The sequence below is a fragment of the Dietzia sp. PP-33 genome (assembly GCF_033790845.1).
In the GTDB taxonomy this organism is placed as follows: domain Bacteria; phylum Actinomycetota; class Actinomycetes; order Mycobacteriales; family Mycobacteriaceae; genus Dietzia.
This window is the reverse complement of the sequence record NZ_JAMYEI010000018.1, coordinates 1-16,315: the sequence shown is the minus strand read 5'-3', so window position 1 is coordinate 16,315 and position 16,315 is coordinate 1. Positions and strand designations below refer to the sequence as shown.

21 protein-coding genes are annotated in these 16,315 nt (G+C 67.2%); 9 read left to right on the top strand and 12 right to left on the bottom strand.

The window, feature by feature from the left end; all coding sequences use genetic code 11:
• Position 1: 1 nt before the first annotated feature.
• The 7 genes from NJE57_RS19410 to NJE57_RS19380 all read right to left on the bottom strand — a co-directional run bounded on the left by NJE57_RS19410 (position 2) and on the right by NJE57_RS19380 (position 5,213).
• On the bottom strand, positions 2–283 hold the full coding sequence (locus NJE57_RS19410) for a hypothetical protein (protein WP_069388983.1): 282 nt from the start codon (positions 281–283) through the stop codon (positions 2–4).
• 11 nt (positions 284–294) lie between these two features.
• Positions 295–576 (bottom strand): hypothetical protein, encoded by a 282-nt coding sequence (locus NJE57_RS19405; protein ID WP_069388982.1) that lies wholly within the window; start codon positions 574–576, stop codon positions 295–297.
• Positions 577–582: 6 nt separating this feature from the next.
• Positions 583–2,445 carry a cutinase family protein gene (locus NJE57_RS19400; RefSeq protein ID WP_069388981.1) on the bottom strand — a complete coding sequence of 621 codons (1,863 nt, stop codon included), beginning with the start codon at positions 2,443–2,445 and terminating at the stop codon, positions 583–585.
• A gap of 170 nt (positions 2,446–2,615) precedes the next feature.
• Positions 2,616–2,996, bottom strand: a complete 381-nt coding sequence (locus NJE57_RS19395) for a hypothetical protein (protein ID WP_258305962.1) — start codon at positions 2,994–2,996, stop codon at positions 2,616–2,618.
• A gap of 281 nt (positions 2,997–3,277) precedes the next feature.
• On the bottom strand, positions 3,278–4,153 hold the full coding sequence (locus NJE57_RS19390) for a hypothetical protein (protein ID WP_319030140.1): 876 nt from the start codon (positions 4,151–4,153) through the stop codon (positions 3,278–3,280).
• A 43-nt stretch (positions 4,154–4,196) separates the two neighbouring features.
• Entirely contained in the window at positions 4,197–4,529 is a 333-nt protein-coding gene (locus NJE57_RS19385) for a hypothetical protein (protein ID WP_259852554.1), read from the bottom strand.
• A gap of 48 nt (positions 4,530–4,577) precedes the next feature.
• Positions 4,578–5,213: a hypothetical protein gene (locus NJE57_RS19380; RefSeq protein WP_259842448.1), complete on the bottom strand. Its 636-nt coding sequence runs from the start codon at positions 5,211–5,213 to the stop codon at positions 4,578–4,580.
• A gap of 122 nt (positions 5,214–5,335) precedes the next feature.
• Between NJE57_RS19380 and NJE57_RS20075 the strand changes: the two genes are divergently transcribed.
• Together NJE57_RS20075 and NJE57_RS19375 are read left to right on the top strand one after the other, a co-directional pair.
• Positions 5,336–5,785: a helix-turn-helix domain-containing protein gene (locus NJE57_RS20075; protein WP_081615145.1), complete on the top strand. Its 450-nt coding sequence runs from the start codon at positions 5,336–5,338 to the stop codon at positions 5,783–5,785.
• 57 nt (positions 5,786–5,842) lie between these two features.
• On the top strand, positions 5,843–6,421 hold the full coding sequence (locus NJE57_RS19375) for a hypothetical protein (RefSeq protein WP_146193813.1): 579 nt from the start codon (positions 5,843–5,845) through the stop codon (positions 6,419–6,421).
• Positions 6,422–6,699: 278 nt separating this feature from the next.
• Here the strand turns inward: NJE57_RS19375 and NJE57_RS19370 are convergent, their stop codons facing one another.
• The 5 genes from NJE57_RS19370 to NJE57_RS19350 form a co-directional block, all read right to left on the bottom strand.
• On the bottom strand, positions 6,700–7,833 hold the full coding sequence (locus tag NJE57_RS19370; protein ID WP_259852556.1) for a hypothetical protein: 1,134 nt from the start codon (positions 7,831–7,833) through the stop codon (positions 6,700–6,702).
• Positions 7,826–8,242: a hypothetical protein gene (locus tag NJE57_RS19365; protein ID WP_067715278.1), complete on the bottom strand. Its 417-nt coding sequence runs from the start codon at positions 8,240–8,242 to the stop codon at positions 7,826–7,828. Before NJE57_RS19365 ends, NJE57_RS19370 begins: the two co-directional genes overlap by 8 nt.
• Before the next feature lie 122 nt (positions 8,243–8,364).
• A complete protein-coding gene (locus NJE57_RS19360) occupies positions 8,365–9,216 on the bottom strand; it encodes a nucleoside hydrolase (RefSeq protein ID WP_172815703.1) in 852 nt (283 codons plus the stop codon).
• 642 nt (positions 9,217–9,858) lie between these two features.
• A complete protein-coding gene (locus NJE57_RS19355) occupies positions 9,859–10,131 on the bottom strand; it encodes a hypothetical protein (RefSeq protein ID WP_256821425.1) in 273 nt (90 codons plus the stop codon).
• Positions 10,132–10,782: 651 nt separating this feature from the next.
• Positions 10,783–11,010, bottom strand: coding sequence for a hypothetical protein (locus NJE57_RS19350; RefSeq protein ID WP_069388974.1), 228 nt, complete (start codon positions 11,008–11,010; stop codon positions 10,783–10,785).
• 406 nt (positions 11,011–11,416) lie between these two features.
• On the opposite strand from NJE57_RS19350, the gene NJE57_RS19345 reads away from it, so the two are divergent.
• The 7 genes from NJE57_RS19345 to NJE57_RS19315 all read left to right on the top strand — a co-directional run bounded on the left by NJE57_RS19345 (position 11,417) and on the right by NJE57_RS19315 (position 16,091).
• Positions 11,417–11,704 carry a hypothetical protein gene (locus tag NJE57_RS19345; protein ID WP_319030139.1) on the top strand — a complete coding sequence of 96 codons (288 nt, stop codon included), beginning with the start codon at positions 11,417–11,419 and terminating at the stop codon, positions 11,702–11,704.
• Positions 11,705–11,797: 93 nt separating this feature from the next.
• Entirely contained in the window at positions 11,798–12,049 is a 252-nt protein-coding gene (locus tag NJE57_RS19340) for a glutaredoxin family protein (RefSeq protein WP_083249576.1), read from the top strand.
• 46 nt (positions 12,050–12,095) lie between these two features.
• Positions 12,096–12,437 carry a hypothetical protein gene (locus tag NJE57_RS19335; protein ID WP_017838631.1) on the top strand — a complete coding sequence of 114 codons (342 nt, stop codon included), beginning with the start codon at positions 12,096–12,098 and terminating at the stop codon, positions 12,435–12,437.
• 489 nt (positions 12,438–12,926) lie between these two features.
• Positions 12,927–13,469 carry a hypothetical protein gene (locus NJE57_RS19330; protein WP_319030138.1) on the top strand — a complete coding sequence of 181 codons (543 nt, stop codon included), beginning with the start codon at positions 12,927–12,929 and terminating at the stop codon, positions 13,467–13,469.
• 133 nt (positions 13,470–13,602) lie between these two features.
• The gene (locus NJE57_RS19325; RefSeq protein ID WP_319030137.1) at positions 13,603–13,887 is read left to right on the top strand and encodes a hypothetical protein; all 285 of its coding nucleotides are present in this window, start codon (positions 13,603–13,605) and stop codon (positions 13,885–13,887) included.
• A 112-nt stretch (positions 13,888–13,999) separates the two neighbouring features.
• The gene (locus NJE57_RS19320; protein ID WP_319030136.1) at positions 14,000–15,421 is read left to right on the top strand and encodes a ParB/RepB/Spo0J family partition protein; all 1,422 of its coding nucleotides are present in this window, start codon (positions 14,000–14,002) and stop codon (positions 15,419–15,421) included.
• Positions 15,422–15,848: 427 nt separating this feature from the next.
• Entirely contained in the window at positions 15,849–16,091 is a 243-nt protein-coding gene (locus tag NJE57_RS19315; protein ID WP_319030135.1) for a hypothetical protein, read from the top strand.
• The last annotated feature ends 224 nt before the right edge of the window (positions 16,092–16,315 follow it).

The window sequence follows — 16,315 nt, the reverse complement described above, 5'->3', positions numbered from 1 at the left end:
GTCAGATCGGGGTGTAGATCAGCGAGACAACCGCGCCGATGCTCGAGGCGAACATGAGGACCACAGCGATCACGAGAAGCCGCTCCACGCCCTGCTTGGGCTCGCGGCCCACCTCCCTGGCCTGACTGATCTCCACCAGTGCCCAGCCCATGAACACCACGCTGGCCACGGCTACGAAGCCGAGCCCGATCGAGATCCAGTTGGCCAGCAGCCCTTGGATTTCCGTTGGTAGTGGTTGCGGCGAGGCCGGGGGTGGGCTCTGCGCGAGCGTGTGGGCTGTCATCGGCTAGCCGTCTATCCGAGCAGCCAGCCGACGATCGGCATGAGCACACCCAGGCCGACCACTCCGCCGCCCCACCACAGCAGGCGCCCGGAGACTTGATCGCCGCGCCCGTCCTGGCGGGCGAACGCGATCCCAGCGAAGACCATGACGCCGCCGATGACGGCGATCACGATGCCGATCGCCAGCGCCACCCCGGCGACGTCGGTGAGGCGACTGGAGAGAAAGTCAGGAAGCCAGGGCGTGATGTTGTTGATGAAGGACGTATCGCCCTGTGCGAGCACTCGGATGTTCATGGTCAGTCAGTTCCCTTCAAGGGTGGTAGAGGTGGGCGCCGCACTCGAGGTGGGCGCTGTAGTGTTCGCCGGCCTCGCAACCGACGACGTCGTAACGGAGGTGTGGCCGACCTTGTTGAGGGCCGCTCGGGCGGCGTCACGGTTGAACTCGACGGAGTCCAAAGCGCTGAGTCCGACCTGGGTCTGGCGGGGTGCCGGAGCGAGCGGGTCCGCGCTGTCGGCGGTGACATCAGCGGCGATCGCTTGCACCCAGTCCCGGGTCGCTGTGGCTGGGCTGCGCCCATCCGGCAGGACCGGACGTTCTCCGTAGGCGTTGTGCTCGTTGGTCGACAGCCACGCCGCCAGGCTCACCGCGAGCTCCACCTGCTCCGGGACCGGCACCCCGGCGTCCTTGAGGATCTGCAGCGTCTGTCGTGCATAGCCCGAGGCGGTCCCCGGCTCCAGTAGGGACATCGCCGAGTCGGACAGCCTGGCCACTGCCACAGCGCCCGCGGCCTGGGGGCCACCGGTCACTCCTGCCACGGCGATCTGGGCAAGATTCTCCGGCGTGATGGTCTTGCGGGCGACGGTGATGGCCGCCCCAAGCGCCATCCCGCCGATCCCGGCGGCCACCTCCACAACCGTTCCGACGAACTGCTCCGGCGTCGGCAGGGGCGGCAGCCCCGGCAACCCCGGGATCCCCGGAATACCCGGAGGCATCGGGGCCGGCGGGCCGATGGCTCCTGCCGGTGCTGGTGTGACCTCGACGATCGGCTCCGGAGCCGGAAGCGCAGCCGGTGCCTCCTCAGGCACGGCGCTATCGGCCACGGTCGTAGCTGTGCTCGTCAAGGGTGCTTCGCTCCGGCTCGTCGGCGAGCTGGTGGTCTCCTCGGTGGCTGCTTGGACCCGCTTGTTCAGCACGGGCGTGGGATTGGCTGCGCTGGGGCGAAGTGAGAAGCCCGTGCCGCCGAAGCTGAAGTCAGCGATCTCGGACAGGTTTCCGACGCTGACCGCCCGGTCGAGGATCCGCGCGAGCTGCTCGAGTGCGGCGACCGGGTCGCCCAGCGACATCGTCTCGAGTAGCGGCACGATGTCGGCCACGAGCTTGGATTCGACCGGCAGACCACACACGTAGTCCCCGGGCAGGCACCACGAGACGACGCGGTCGCTGAGCTGACCAAAGCCCACGTGGCCGGTGTTGTCTGTGCCCAGCCCTCCCGCGTTCGCCGTCGGCAGCGTCTCCAGGCCCGTAATGGCGCGCAGAACGTTCTCCCCGGCGGTGCCCGGCACGGGCCCCACCGACGAGGCACCGTCCGGGTGCAGAGGCGTGCCCCCCGCTCGGGTCGGGTCGGCGAACAACGCCACGCCGGCCACCTGATCTGGGTCGATGACGCTCTGCCCGGCGCCCGTGCGCCGAGCAACGTTACTGATCACTTCTGCGCCCTGGGAGAATCCGGCAAGGAACACCTTCGTCTCCGGACACCTCGCGGCGACCGTCGCCATCAGGTCTTCCGTCATTTCCACACCGGTGTTCATCGACTCGGCATACGGCGTGGTGTCCCCGAAGTTCTCGGGTAGGTGCCGCATTCCGGGCGGCTGCGCTCCCCCGACCGTCGCGGGGTAGGTCACGTACGTGCGCGACACTCGCGCAGCCTGTCGGTTCGGTCCCTGCATGGACCGGCCGATCGCCTCTCCCGCGGTGCCCGCGAGCGACTGCACCCCGGGCGGCAAGTCGAGCAGTGCCGCAAACCCGGAGGACAGGTCCCCGATATTGCCTCCGTTCACCGCGGCCATCACGGGCCGCACGAGATGCTGGGACAAGAAGCCGTGGGTGTCGCTGTTCGGCTCGGCGAACCGAGATGTCTCGGAGGTGCCGGGAGCCAACAGCATGTGCACCGCAGGGCACTGTGTAATCCCCCTGCTGGTCGTGGTCGTGGTCGAGGTTCCCGGGCCTGGCCGAGCGGTGGTGGTCTGCGCGGCCGCAGGGCCGGCAGCTGACACGACCACGGTCGTCACTACCAGCGCCGAGAGAAGTTGCAATGGCGTGTTCATCTGCTCTTTCACCTTCTGCCCCAGGCCGCGACCTGAGTCCGCGCGGCGTCGATAAGTTCAGTGCCGAGTTCGGCGACGGCCGCGGGCACCGCTTCACGCGGTGACGGTCGTTTCTTCGTCGTGGGTGGTTCCCCGAGGGACCAGACGGGCAGCTCATCGAGCGCCACGGTGGTCAAACCGGGAATGAACGGGACCGACCACATCTGCGACGCGCCCCCGTCGATCTGGTCGAGTAACCCCGCCAGCACGTCTCGCCGCTGACGGACCTGCTGAGGCCGCCGGCCCGGCACCCGCGCGACCGTGGCCACGCCAAGCAGACGCGCGTGCGTGCCGGCCCCTCCGGTGGCGTACTGCCGCACCAGGGCGTGGGCCTTAGTCAGTGCTGTCACCGACTCCTCGGCCACGAGCACCACAAACGGCGACTGTTTGCCATGACCGCCCGGCCACCGGCCCTGAGCGTCCCCCGCGGGGCTGAGCCACCGGCAGAGCGTTGAGACCCCGGCGCCGCCATGCGCGCCCAACAGCCAGAGACCCGGTGATCCGCTCGCGGGCACCGCCCTGTCCCACACCGCGACACACTCATGCGACGCCGGGGGTTGAATCGTGGGCCGAACCTGTCCCGCTCCTGCGGGGACATCCCGTCGACTCTGAGCCATGATCGGGGCCGCCATCACTCTTCCTCCGCCGCAATACTGACGATCTCGACTCGGTCACCGTCACGACTGGTGGTGACCTGTTGGACGAAGGTTTCAGGGGTCTCAGACGGCCGCGCCTCAGTGATCTTCACCTGCGCTTTCGCACCGTCAGCCGTGATCGAGACACAGTGCTCAGTGCCCTCCGGGACCGAATCGATCCCTTCTTGGAGGGCTTCGACGTTCACCAGTGGTGAGTCGTCGGACGTCAGACTCAGTGCTTTCTTCGCGTCGCGCTCGGAGTAGTAGGCGTGCTGGAAGGCCAGGACGACGCCGGCCACCGATCGGGTGTCCCCCGCGCCGTCGCCGGTCACCGTCTCGCCTGACTCCGACCCCTCGCACTGGAAAGCCGCATCCTGCATCGTCCCGGCGTCCTCTGTTGCCAGGTCACCGGAGCGACCCTCGATCTCCGCCAGGTCGGCGGACAGGTCCGCTGGTTGATCCATCCCGTCGGAGAGCTTGTTGACCAGGAGTAGCCCGCCGCCGCAGACCAGTACGACGAGCAAACACGTCATCGCGGCGGGGATAGCCCATTCACGCCTACGACGTGGTTGGGCTATCCCCGTCCCTGGTTCCACTGCCGCCGGGTCCTCACCGGACGGTGGCGGCGTTACCTCGTCCGACACCTGAGCCGGCTCAGCTCCCACGAGCTGGTCCATCCAGGGCTGGTCTGGTTCGGTCTCGTCCGGTGCACGCGGCGGATCCGGCGTCGGCGGCAGCTTCACCTCGCCAGCGGCCGCTTCCACACCGAGTGCAGCCATCCAGTCGGGCTCCCCCACCTCGTCCTCCGGCCCACCTACTGGATCGACGGGCCGCAGCGGCGAGTCCGCGTCGTCATTGTTTTTTTTCGACACGTTGCCCTCCTAGATCACTCGAAGCCCTCGGTGGCTGTGGCGGTCAGTTGAAGTGGATCGGCGGGACGCCCGGGATGTTCAGGCCGTTGATCGACCCGGCCGCTGCGTCCTTGGCGTTGTTCATGCCGTCGTGGAACGCGTTCTCGACGCCCGTTGCAGCATGGGGGTTGCTCGCCACCGCGCCGCCCAGGCCGAGCGCTGCCGACCCTCCGCCGGCGGCGACACCGGTACCGACGATTCCTGCGGGAACTGCCCATGCGGGCGCGGTGGCGACCGCCGCGGCGGCACCGGCCACGGCGGGTGCCGCAGACGCGGCCGCGGCCGGGATGGCGGTGTTAGCGATCATTCCGGCGATGAGAAGCGAGATCGGATCCATGGTGGTTCTCCTTCGATGTGTGAGTGAGCACTGGCGGTCGGGCGACCGTCAGCCGATGTGGAGCTGCTTGGGGGCGATGGGGGCCTGAGGCGTCACCGCGCCGCGGCCTCCCAGGTCGATCGTGAGGCCCGGTGCGGGTGCCGGGGCCTGCTGGACCGGCGCCGGAGCAGGCGCCGGAGCTGGAGCGGGTGCCTGACGCACCGGAGCCGGGGCTTGCTGCACGGGAGCCGGGGCCTGCTGCAGGGGTGCCTGACGCACCGGAGCTGGGGCCTGCTGCACGGGCGCCTGACGCACCGGAGCTGGGGCCTGCTGCACGGGCGCGACCGCCTGCTGGACCGCGGGAGCCTCCGGAGCGGCAGCCTCCGATGCTTGCTCTCGACGAGGGTCGGGCTTGTCTTCCTTCTTCGCCTTCTTGACCTCGACGGCCGCGGAGATGCCGGCTTGCTGCGCCACTGGCTTCGCCCGCGCTGCTGCGGGAGCAGGCGTCGCACGAGTCGTGGCCCGAGTGGTCGACGCCTGACCCTCCACGACCGCGGCCTGAGCCGTCGTCGCCTTCGCTGGCTTCTGGGCCTCGGTGATACCTGCCTGCGTGCCGGCCAGGGCGAGAGTGGCGCCTCCGAACGCGACAATCGCTGCGGTGGTTCCGACGAGCGCTCCCCTGAGCGCGGTCCGAGATTGGTGCATGGTCTACCCCTGTCGCCGTTTTATAGTGACACCCTAACCCCTCCGGGGCGCATGTCAACGTCACTATAGGACGCAACCGTAAAGTCGTGGGGAAACATCAGGACGGCGACGGAGGAGTGCACATGGGAAGGGCCTCAGCCCATGCCTTCTCCCCCGAGGTTCTTGTCGATTTGCGTCGCAGCGCGGGCCTTTCGCAGGCTGCGCTGGGTGATGCACTGGGGGTGAGTTCGGGCTCAGTCCGTGCTTGGGAGCGGGGTCGGAAGATCCCTCAGGCGGATATGTTGGGTCGGTTGGCAGAACTGTTGAGTGCGGCGCTCTCGAGCACCGTTACCGTTGCCGACCTGGTCGACATTCCCGATACCGGCAGAACTCTCGCTGACTGGCGTGTGCTCCGAGCCTTGACTCAAGGTGAAGCCGCGCGACGCGCTGGCCTTTCCACCTCGCATTATGGGGCGATTGAGCGTGGAGACAGCCCCTTGGCGGCGCATAGTGTTCCCCATCTCGCTGATGCTCTGGGAATCACCCCGGACGAGGTCATCGCTGCCGCAGGTGAGGGCGGGCAGGGCGGTTAACTGCTTTTGGGCCTGTCCACAAAGAACTTGACAGGTGTCCGGCCTAGGCTTGTGGACATGACAGCTCGACTTGCCGACGCGGTACGGAGGAGGCGCGCCGAGCTCTCGCTCAACCTGATTCAAGTCCGGGACCGGGGCGGCCCGCGGGCGCCCATCATGGTGAGAATCGAACGCGGAGACACCGAGGTGATAACCCCCGAGATCCTCGACGCTCTTGACCGGTCGCTGGAGTGGACGATCGGTAGCGCAGCGAGCACTCTTGAAGGAGGCACTCCCACTCCCCGAGAGACGGCGGAAGTGCAGTTTGCACCGTCGGGGGTCACGATCTCCCACGGCGAGGTCGCTGCTCTCACCGCCGCCACATTCCGGTTACAGCAGCTTTCCAGTGACCGCGCCCAGGATTCCGACCTGGTCGAGGCTATCGAGGACCTCGCCCAGGCAGTGGCCCCGCTGTATGGTCAGTTCATCACGGAGTTACTGGCCGCGAATACCCACGGACTTGGTAGCGATATTGTCGTTGACGCAGTAGCTCCGCTGCTGGCCGAGCGTGCGGACTCCGAACTCGACGAAGGCGCTGCGCTGCGTAGATGGCTGGCGATGCCGGACGCCAAACGTGATCGCGGGGAGGACGCATGACGCAAGCGGACCGACTTCAGCAACTCATGTGTGTATGGCGTGATCCCTCTGGTGGGATGCGCACCGTCGAGGAAATTGCTGCGCACACGCCACCGACGGTTGGCGTTACTCCCGAGCTGTTGGGAGACGTGCTCGCGGGGAAGTCAGTGCTCACCGAAGCCCAATGCGAGGCTGTCGCTGCGTTCTTCAAGGTCCCCGGTCGCTACCTCAGCGATGGGGACGAGAAAATTCATGAGCAGCTGGAGCTGCTCAGGCACCTGGTGAATGCAGGTGCAAGGTCAGTCCGACTGCGGGGCAAACCGGTCGACACCACGCGAAAAGCCCTTCTCGCTGCCGTGTCCCGCCGTGTGTCGTAGTTGCTTGGCTCGCTGCCACTGCACCGACAGCTCCCCCGCCTGGCCGACGGCGTCGACGGCAAGCAGACCCTCGTCACCGAGGTGGTCTGTTCGCCTGTCGCGCTGCATCGCCGCGTCCTGAATTGCGAGTGCGAGGATCAGTGCCGGAGGTTCGGCGCTTACTTTGCGAGCTGCGCGCATATGACGGTCGTTCACCAGGGGCGCCAGATGAGCAAGAGCGTCGACGCTCTCCACGATGGCTCGGAGGCGCTGCTCCTTGCCGCGCAGACTCCACGGATCACTGAGAGCCACCTCAGGGCACGCCGTTCTCAGGTCCAGCCACATAGCCGTCATCGGATCGACCCAGCTATCTTCCGCTCCACGGTTGGCCACCAGTGCCGAAATGACGGCACCAATTGTCAGAAGAACTGCGAAGACGACCCCGTTTGGTACACCGCGGCCGTCTAGGAGACTGTGATCATCTCGAAGAGCGCTGAACCCCACGCCCACAAACACGGTGAAGTTGTCGATGACCAGGAAGGCGTAGACCAGCGTCACCACCGCGCCGACTAGCCGCGACCGGCTTAGTCCCCAGGAGCCGATGAGCTGTTTGACCAGCAGAACCAATCCGACCAACGTGGGAAGACAGAAGATGGCGAAGTACCACAACGCCCAGCCGCTTGGAGCAGACTCCATTTGGTCACCGGCGCGTGGGGCTACAGCGGCAGTGATGACCAGTAGCACCGTCAGCCCGCCGCTAATGGCGTAGAGGACAGGCACCAGCCGTGGGTGTTTGACGTCGCCCTGCGTGGCAAACCAGAGCAAGATCACGCCAGCCACCGCCACGAGGCACGCTCCATGAATTAGTGCGCGCAGGATCGCTGCCCCAAGGAGCGGCTCAACGACGTCGTAGATCGGGCCCACCTTCAATGTCAGGGCCACAGCCCCCGCGGCCAGTGATTCGGTTAGCCGCCGGGGAGCTCCACCGCTGCGTGCCGCGTACACCCGCCACAAGATCGCCGCCCAGGTGATCGCAAGTAGCGTGAAATCGAGCCAGGCTGGCAGCAAATTACGCATGGTTATCCACCCCAAAGGCGCGCCATAGCTCCCGCCCACCAGACGTTTCCTGGGCTTGGCGCAACTGCCTCTCGACCTCGATCCCGGTGGTCATACGCGCAAGGATGAGTGTGCCGAGGAACTCCGCTTCGTACTCCTCTAGCGAAGAGTGGTTCTCGCGTTTAAGCAGGCGGTGAACCTCGCTCAAGTCCAGATCCGGAAAGTACGCGTCCATTCCGTGGGCCGCGTCCGGCGTGGCGAGGTCTCCCCGATGTCCCAGGAGCAGGTGGGCGATCTCGTGGGCCGTCACGGCATCTTGGTGCCACTGCGGTGTGCCGGCACCCAGAATGATGTGGTCCGCAGAGTCGAACTGGACCAGCAGGCCGCACGCCTCCGTACTCAGCGCTCCCTCCATCTGCTCGACTGTCACGGGTCTCCCCCGCTGTCGAGAGATCTCCCCCAGCAAGGACTCTCGAGTCCACGGCCGCGCGCAGCGAATGCCGCGCAGTGCCCGCCGCGCTCGACGACGAGCCATGAACAGCTCACGTCTGTTCATGCCAGCGCTTTCGATACGGCGGACCGAACGACCCCAGCACAGGACTCATCGGCTGGAACCGTCAGCATCCGGTGATCGCCCCCTGGCGTTCCCCACATTGAGGAGCCGACGAAGGTGGGGGTCACCCACTCCCATTTCCCCAACTCAGATCCCACCGCAGCAAGAGCGGCAATCGTGTCGTAAGCCGACGGAGACCACACTTGCCGCCCTGCCCTCTGCGCACAATGCCACCCGTAGGCCTCGTGAATCGACCGCTGAAAGCGCCCGCTGGCCGTGGTCGAACCGAACTCCGACTCTCTGAGCCATATGTGCTCCCCAGCGTTGATCGTCACCCAATCCACGCCGAGATTCTCGACGACCCATGTACTCGCGGCAATGTCTACCTCCGAGTTGGGATCTCGTCCCGGGTCCGACTCTCCGACGATGCCGGCGCCACCGACAGCAACAATGCGCGGGCTCGATTGCGGCTTTGCCGCAGCTAGATTGGTCATCGGACCTAGACAGAGCAGGACATCCTCCGACCCCGCCGATTCGCAGAACTCGAGGATCGCCTTGGACGCGGCGTGCGGATCGCCCGGTCGATCCGGCCTCGAACCGTGGCCGCCCAGCCCATCAGGGCCGTGCACCAGGCGGGGCGTGAAGGTGGGACCCGGCACAGGACCGGCAATCACCGGTATATGGTGTCGCATCACCGCGAGCACGTCGGCAACATTCCTCGCCGCTTGCACGGCTGAGGTGTTCCCCGAAGTCGTGGTCACGCCGATGATCTCGACCTCGGGACGGCTCACCAGCACGGCCAGGGCCAGGGCGTCGTCAACGCCGCAGTCAGTGTCAATGAAGATTCGCACCCAAGCAGGGTATGCGAGAAACGCCGACACCGGTTTATAGTGTCGCCATGGCCATCAGCGGCGTGTCGTCCGCCATAACAGTTACAGATACCGGTAGGAATGCGGTCATGGCACAGCCACACAAGGGTGATCGACGACTCGTCGGTACGCGTCTCGCGCGCGACGTCCACGATGAGGTTCAGCGTCGGGCTGCCGACGCTGGCACATCGGTATCCCAGTACGTCGCAGATGTCCTGGCCGCTCACGTCGGCCGGACTGACGAGATCCGAGAGACCCCCGCTGATGCCCTGTTCCCACGCCACCAATTAGAGGAGCCGCCGCTCGCAGACATCGCTTAGCGCATAGAACACGCGCACACGATCAACTGCATAGCGCACCCACACAAAAGCGATCGCCCCCCGGAGGCAACCGAAGGGCGATCTTGAGAGTGTGACCGGAAAGAGTTACCAGCTCGAACCGGTTTTTGGTGCCCCACCTGAAAGGCAGAACTGCTTGCGAAGCTGTTCTGAGGGTAGCTCACACCCTGTGGACGTGTCCAGCACCGCCGCGCCGGAACTCGTCTCGACTGAGCCAGACCCTCCAACCACCATTACCGTCGTCGATACTGCGGCCCTCGCGGAGCTCGCAGCTCTCCTGGCGGACTCAACCGTCCGCGCATGGGCTCTCGCTCCGACCCAGGGCGACAACCAAGCGATCCAGGTCGGTAGCGGCAACGCCGACCAGCTCGTGCGCCGCGCTCGCCTCGGCACTGAAGCCGCAACATGGGCCATCGTCGCCCAGCCACGTCCAGAGCTGGTCGCCCTCGACATCGACGAGTGCGCCGAACTGGTAGTCCCCGAGATTCGTCAGGCGGCTGCGGATACTGCGACCGTGGTCGTCGCCGCGGTCGCCTCCGGGCGCGACGACTGTCTTCACCTCTGGTGTATTCCGGCGACCAGGCACGGCCGCGACGAGCTCTTGCGACGTGTCGCTCTCATCCGTGAGCACCATCGGCTGCCGGCCGCGGCGATCGACCACCGTGAGGGCAAGGCCATTCGACTGCCGGGCAGCGTAAGCCTCAAACCCGAGGGGCGTCCCGCGCAGCTCGTCGACCTCGAGACCGGGAAAGCGACTGACGTTCGCACGGTAATCCGAGCTGTCCAGGCATCGCTTCCTCGCGACGCGCGGGGATCCGCGCCACAGCGGCTGCGTCGTCGACAGCCGGCTCCCTCAGCCATTCCCCTGCCGTTGCCGGTTGACGACGGCACGCGCCTGGTGACCGAAGCACCTCGAGCGTGGCGCCGGCGCGCACAGTTCACGCCCGAGGATTGGGCGATCCTCAACGACGACACCCGCCGCGACCGGTCCGCGGCCGCCACGGACGCCGCGTGGGTTCTTTGGCGTCACGGCATCCGCTCGGCGACCGCCGCGCTGTGGTGGTACCAGCGCACTGCTGCTTTCGGGAAGTTTCGTCAACGTGACGAGGTGTCCCGCCGGGACGACCGGACTTCTGACTGGTCCGCCTGTCGGCAGCACTGGGCTTCGATCGCTCGGCGTGCGCGAGCATTCCGCCCTGAGATCCCCGAGTCAGACCGCCGCACCCTCGACGCAGCACGCGAGGAGATCCGCTGGTGGGGTGATGCCGACCTCCAGGCAGCTGCCGCCGTGGTCATCGACCGGTTCAGCGACGGGTACGGACTGGCGAGCCGGCCGATCGCTCGCCGAGATCTGCAGCTCGCACTCCACCTGTCCGACGGCGCAGCGTCCGACAGGCTCGCGGCCCTGGTTAAGCGAGGGCTGCTTGTCGTGAGCCACCCGTGGAGCTCCACCACCCCGCGGGAAGCCACCCGGTATGACCTCGCGGTCCCCGCGACCACTTACCGGGGGGACACCGACCATGACGTCACAAGCCCTGCGGTGCCCCTGCAGCACCCCCTCTGGGGACTCCTCCGCCACACCAGCCGGCGAACCCTCCTCACCCTGCTACGCCACCCCGCCTCCCCCACCCGCCAACTCGCTACTCTCCTGGGCCTCCCTCCCGGGGACGCCACCCACGGGGTCCTCCACCTCCTCCGGCAGCTCGAGGACGCCGGGCTCGCTACCCGGGCGGGCACCGGCCGCGGAACGCTCTGGTCCGCCGCCTCCACTCTGGACCTGGACGCCGCGTCCCGTCGTACAGGTGCGCTGACGAGGGCCCAGGAGCTGGCCGCCCGCATCTGCGGTGAGCGCGCCTGCTGGCACGCCGAGAGCGACGCAGAGACAGCGCGGACTCTCCGCGGGCTCCACGTTCTTCGCGCACGTCTCACTCACGCTGAGGCTCGCGGGCAGCGCCCTCGCCCACACCCTGCTCCGCGGCACCGCACCCACCCTCGTCCTCCTCGTCGAGCAGCCCCCCGCGGTCGCCACTCCCCTCCGGTGGGCCCGACCGCCGCGACGCCAGCGCGAGAGCGCCGGCCTAGCCACGCCCCTCGGTCTGCTCCCCCACCGTGATGTCACCAGCGTCCACTGACTCAGAGCGGTCGTACTCTTGCCCCATGCACACGGCCTCTCCTGAACTGTCCGAGTGCCGCACTACGACTACGTTGGGGGTGCTGTCCCAGCCATGACCGGCTTGCTCGTCACGCTCTACGGACGCGAGTCCTGTCCGCCGTGCATAAGGACCAAAAAGCTCCTGGATCAAGCCGGTGTTGCGTTCTTGTACGTGGACATCGACGAAGACCCGGACGCACTCGAGGGACTCACCGAGCAGGACTGGGTGACCGCCCTGCCAGTCATCATCACCCCAGAACTCCAGTGGTGCGGCTACCGGCCTGAACACATCAGGACAATCACCACCAGGTACGGGCCCAGCTAAGCTGAGTCGCAGACGAACAGTCACCCCACACTCGAAAGGACCAGCCATGGTCATCGACGGCAACGTCATCGAAATCGGCACCCTTAACCAGCTCAAATCCGGCAGCAGCGTGCTTACCATCAAAGTGCGACACCGCGCCTACAACCCCACCGCCCGCACCTTCACCGGCGAGGTCGTCTACGACGTCGAGCTGCGCAAGCAACTCGCCGAGAACGCCCACACCAGCCTCACCATCGGCGACGACGTCATCATCGACGCCGACGAACACGACCTGGCCGCCACCATCTACACCGACAGCCACGGCCGGAACCACCCCCAACTCAGCGGCGCCAAAGCCCGCAACATCGGCATCAGCATCCGATCCGAAGCACTGCCCGTCACCACCTAAGAGCACTATCTGCCCGGCCGCCGCGGGTCGACTGGGGCCAGCTCCCGCGTGCAACACCGCCCGGCGCCTCCCGAGGCGTAGACCCTTAACCGTGGACGCCGGCACTGCCTGGCGGTGGGGCGAACCGGTGGGCGGCCCTCTTTCCCTGCCACCGCGATTCTTCGTGCTCCACTGCCGGCGTCAAGGTCGGCGCCGGCTTCGCCGTCGCCCGGCCGGCCACGACCAATCCGCCCCGCGCTGCGCTTATTTCGGGGCGGATTCGTCGCAGCAGTCCGGGTGCCCTCTCTTGACCCCGTTCGCTACACACGAAAATCGGCAGGTGTCAGGGAAAGGGGGACACTGCGCGAACGGCACAGCCGAGGCGTTGGTGCGAAACCCGCAGGTGAGAGCACATTAACGCACCATAGACGTACCATACACGCATGATGCGTGTACAATAGAAGACAGAGCCGGGAATACCCGCTCACCCCGCACCCGAAAGGAGCGACCATGCTCACGTTGCCCACGTTCACCGTCCCCGGCGCCGAGGGGATCGCCGCCGCCTACGCCGAGATGCGCCACTACGGCGTCACCCCGCTCGTGGCCAGTGACTGGCTCACCGAGCAGATCGAGGCCACCGCCCGCCAGGACATCGCCCAGCAGGTCGAGCGCAACCACGGCGCACCCGCCGAGCGCCCCGTCACCGTCGACGCTCGCGTCCGCCGCGAGATCGACCGCGCCATCAACGTCGCCGTCGCCGTCTACAACCGTCAGCGCAGCCGCGTAACCAACCTCGACCAGATCGCCACCGAGGCAGGAGCCGCAGCGATCAACCGCGCCGCAGTCGCCCGCCAGGCCCGCACCAACGACACCGACCGCGCAACCCTCATCGAACCCCGGGTCGATACCGTTCAGGTCACGCCGCATATGGCTGTGCACTACGTCGCCGCAGTCCTCACCATCGGCCCCCGCGCCCGCGCGATCTCCGCACGGTTCACCAGCAACGGCAAGAACGGCGTCCGCCTCACCCACTTCGACGTCCTGATGCCCTAACCGGCCGCTGGAGGGGGTCGCCCGCCGGGCGACCCCCTCCAGCGCATTTCACACCCCACCCCTCCCCCGCAACACCCGCGCCCAGGTGTCCACCGAAGCCGCCGACGCCCACGAACCGTGCCACTCTGGCCGCATGACCACCGCCGAACCACTGCGCTCGACCAACCTGCGCGAACTCATGCGCGACACCGTCAACCTCGCCCGTGCCGGAGACCACCGCGCCCGCCGCGTCGCCATCGGCCCCCGAAGCGGAATCGTCACCCCCCACCACTCACCCGACGGCGAGCTCGACGCCGCAGACCTCGCCGCCCAGGTATGGGCGATCGGACACGACGAACCCTCCGACGCCGGCACCTACACCGAGGGCTACTACACCCACCAAGGAGTCCCCCACATCGTCTACGCCCCAGCGCCGTAACCCCAGCTAAGAGCACATTAACGCATTGTGGACGCACCATACACGCATGACGCGTGTATGGTGATAGCAGAGCAGCCACAAGGCCGCTCACCCCGTACCCGAAAGGACCACCGTGGACACCACGATGAACCTCATCCACGTCAGCCCCTCCGAGCTGACTCTCGTCTCGAACATCCGAGACGCCCAAGCCTCCGACGACCTGATCGCCAGCGTCCGCGAGCACGGCCTCCTCGAGCCGATCAACGCCTACCGCGACGACAACAACGCCCTGGTCGTCAAGCACGGACACCGCCGCACGCTCGCCGCGGTTGCCGCCGGCCTCGACCAAGTCCCCGTGATCGTCACCGCCGCCCTCGCCGACGACCTCAACGGAACAACCGACCTGATCGTGGCCCAGTGGGACGAGAACCAGCAGCGACAGAACCTCACCGCCCGCGAGCAGGCCGAGACCATCGCCCAGCTCGCCGCCTTCGGCATCTCCTCCACCCAGATCAGCAAGCGCCTGCGCGTCGACCGCTCCACCGTCGACGCCGCCACGACCATGACCGACACCGGCACCCTCGACCGCTACGACCTGACCATCACCCAGGCCGCTGTCGTCACCGAGTTCGCCGACGACCCCAGCGCCGTCGAGACCCTGGTCCGCGCGGCCTCCACCGGCCAGTTCGACCACCAGGCCGCTCGCTTGCGCCAACAGCGACAGATCGCCGAGGCCCTGGCCGACGCCCGCGCCCAGTGGGAGGCCAAGGGCGTGACCGTGCTCGACGGCTGGCCCGCCTACGACTCCAAGGGCGAATGGGTCGACCGGCTGGTCGACAATGCCACCGGGCAGGACATCGTCATCGACCTCGACGACCCCGGCGAGCATGTAGCCGTGCGGCTCGATGCCGACTTCACGACCGTCCTGACCGCCACGGGCGAGCCAGTCGACCCCTACGAGCTGTTCGAGGATGACGATCACGAGCGGCCCGAGGACGCCGTCACCCGCAGCCAGGTCCACGAAGAGCTGATCGTGCAAACCCGCTGGTACTGCGACAACCTCGCCGCCCGTGGCTGGCGAAACCGCTGGAGCCCCACTCCCCCGGCAGAACCAACCGAAGTCGATCGCGAGCAGATGCGGGCCGAACGACGCGACGTGATCGCCGCCAACAAGGCGTGGCTCGCCGCCGAACAGGTCCGCCGCGACTGGCTCAAGACCTTCTGCGCCCGCAAGACCGCGCCGAAGAACAGCGCAGCGTTCGTCACCGCGACCATCACCACCAGCCCACACCTTCTGTCCGCCGACCGGCTGCGCGGCGAGCGCGAGAACTACCTCACGATCCCTAGCAGCGAAGGTATGAGCACACCCAAGGCCACCATGACCAGCCTGGCCATGTGCCTGATCGCCCACGAGATCAACACCCACAAGGGCTCCTGGCGGCACATCGACCCCCGCACCGTGGCCTACCTCCGGTTCATCGAAGACCAGGGCTACGCCCTCTCCCCCGTCGAGCGCCGCGCCTGCGGCGAGCACGTCGACACAGAGCAGCTGTAAGGCCCCTCCCAGTGCCGGGCCCCCGGCCAAGCCTCCGTGGCCCGGCACTGCCCGGCGGTGGGTGGCCCTCTTTCCCTGCCACTGCGAGTCTTTGTGTTCCGCTCCCTGCGTCAAGGTCGGCGCCGGCTTCGCCGTCGCCCGGCCGGCCACGACCAATCTGCGACGCGCTCGCTGCGCTCGCTTATTTCGCCGCAGATTCCCCGCGTCCGCCCGGGTGCCCTCTCTTGCCTCCGGTTCGCGGCCCACACGATCGGCAGGTGTCAGGGAAAGGGGGACACTGCGCGAACGGCACAGCCGAGGCGGTGGTGCGAGAACCCGCAGGTGAGAGCGCATTAACGCGCCATAGACGTACTATGCACGCATGATGCGTGTACAATAGAAGACAGAGCCGGGAACACCCGCTCACCCCGCACCCGAAAGGAACACCATGACCAAGCCCGGAATCCTGCTCGAGACCTTCGATCTCGAGGTCCCGGACGAGCACCGCACCATCGCAGCCGAGATCCGGCTAGCAACCAACCCCGACGGCACCGAAGTGCTGTGGCACTACGAGGACGGCCGCCCAGCATTCGTCCACCCCGCCCGCCGCTGCACCAACTGCGCCGAGGTCATCACCACCGGCCAGAGCGGCAGCCGCTGCACCGGGTGCACCGACCAGCTGCACCTCTAGCCACAGTCCCCGGCCCGCCGATTGGCGGGCCGGGCCCGGCGGACCCCGCGAACCCGCAGCAGGTGAGAGCACATTAACGCACCGTAGACGCTTGATACACGCATGATGCGTGTACAATAGAAGACAGAGCCGGGAACACCCGCTCACCCCGCACCCGAAAGGAGCCAGCCATGGCCCGCAAGACCTACACCCCGCAGCAGAAAGAGGCCGCCCGGGCGGCCCGC

What these genes read in the sequence shown, in the direction of transcription:
- NJE57_RS19410 (WP_069388983.1), bottom strand. Translation starts at nt 283, where the DNA reads ATGACAGCCCACACGCTCGCGCAGAGCCCACCCCCGGCCTCGCCGCAA.
- NJE57_RS19405 (WP_069388982.1), bottom strand. Translation starts at nt 576, where the DNA reads ATGAACATCCGAGTGCTCGCACAGGGCGATACGTCCTTCATCAACAAC.
- NJE57_RS19400 (WP_069388981.1), bottom strand. Translation starts at nt 2,445, where the DNA reads ATGCTGTTGGCTCCCGGCACCTCCGAGACATCTCGGTTCGCCGAGCCG.
- NJE57_RS19385 (WP_259852554.1), bottom strand. Translation starts at nt 4,529, where the DNA reads ATGGATCCGATCTCGCTTCTCATCGCCGGAATGATCGCTAACACCGCC.
- NJE57_RS19380 (WP_259842448.1), bottom strand. Translation starts at nt 5,213, where the DNA reads ATGCACCAATCTCGGACCGCGCTCAGGGGAGCGCTCGTCGGAACCACC.
- NJE57_RS20075 (WP_081615145.1), top strand. Translation starts at nt 5,336, where the DNA reads ATGGGAAGGGCCTCAGCCCATGCCTTCTCCCCCGAGGTTCTTGTCGAT.
- NJE57_RS19375 (WP_146193813.1), top strand. Translation starts at nt 5,843, where the DNA reads ATGACAGCTCGACTTGCCGACGCGGTACGGAGGAGGCGCGCCGAGCTC.
- NJE57_RS19370 (WP_259852556.1), bottom strand. Translation starts at nt 7,833, where the DNA reads ATGCGTAATTTGCTGCCAGCCTGGCTCGATTTCACGCTACTTGCGATC.
- NJE57_RS19340 (WP_083249576.1), top strand. Translation starts at nt 11,798, where the DNA reads ATGACCGGCTTGCTCGTCACGCTCTACGGACGCGAGTCCTGTCCGCCG.
- NJE57_RS19335 (WP_017838631.1), top strand. Translation starts at nt 12,096, where the DNA reads ATGGTCATCGACGGCAACGTCATCGAAATCGGCACCCTTAACCAGCTC.
- NJE57_RS19330 (WP_319030138.1), top strand. Translation starts at nt 12,927, where the DNA reads ATGCTCACGTTGCCCACGTTCACCGTCCCCGGCGCCGAGGGGATCGCC.
- NJE57_RS19325 (WP_319030137.1), top strand. Translation starts at nt 13,603, where the DNA reads ATGACCACCGCCGAACCACTGCGCTCGACCAACCTGCGCGAACTCATG.
- NJE57_RS19315 (WP_319030135.1), top strand. Translation starts at nt 15,849, where the DNA reads ATGACCAAGCCCGGAATCCTGCTCGAGACCTTCGATCTCGAGGTCCCG.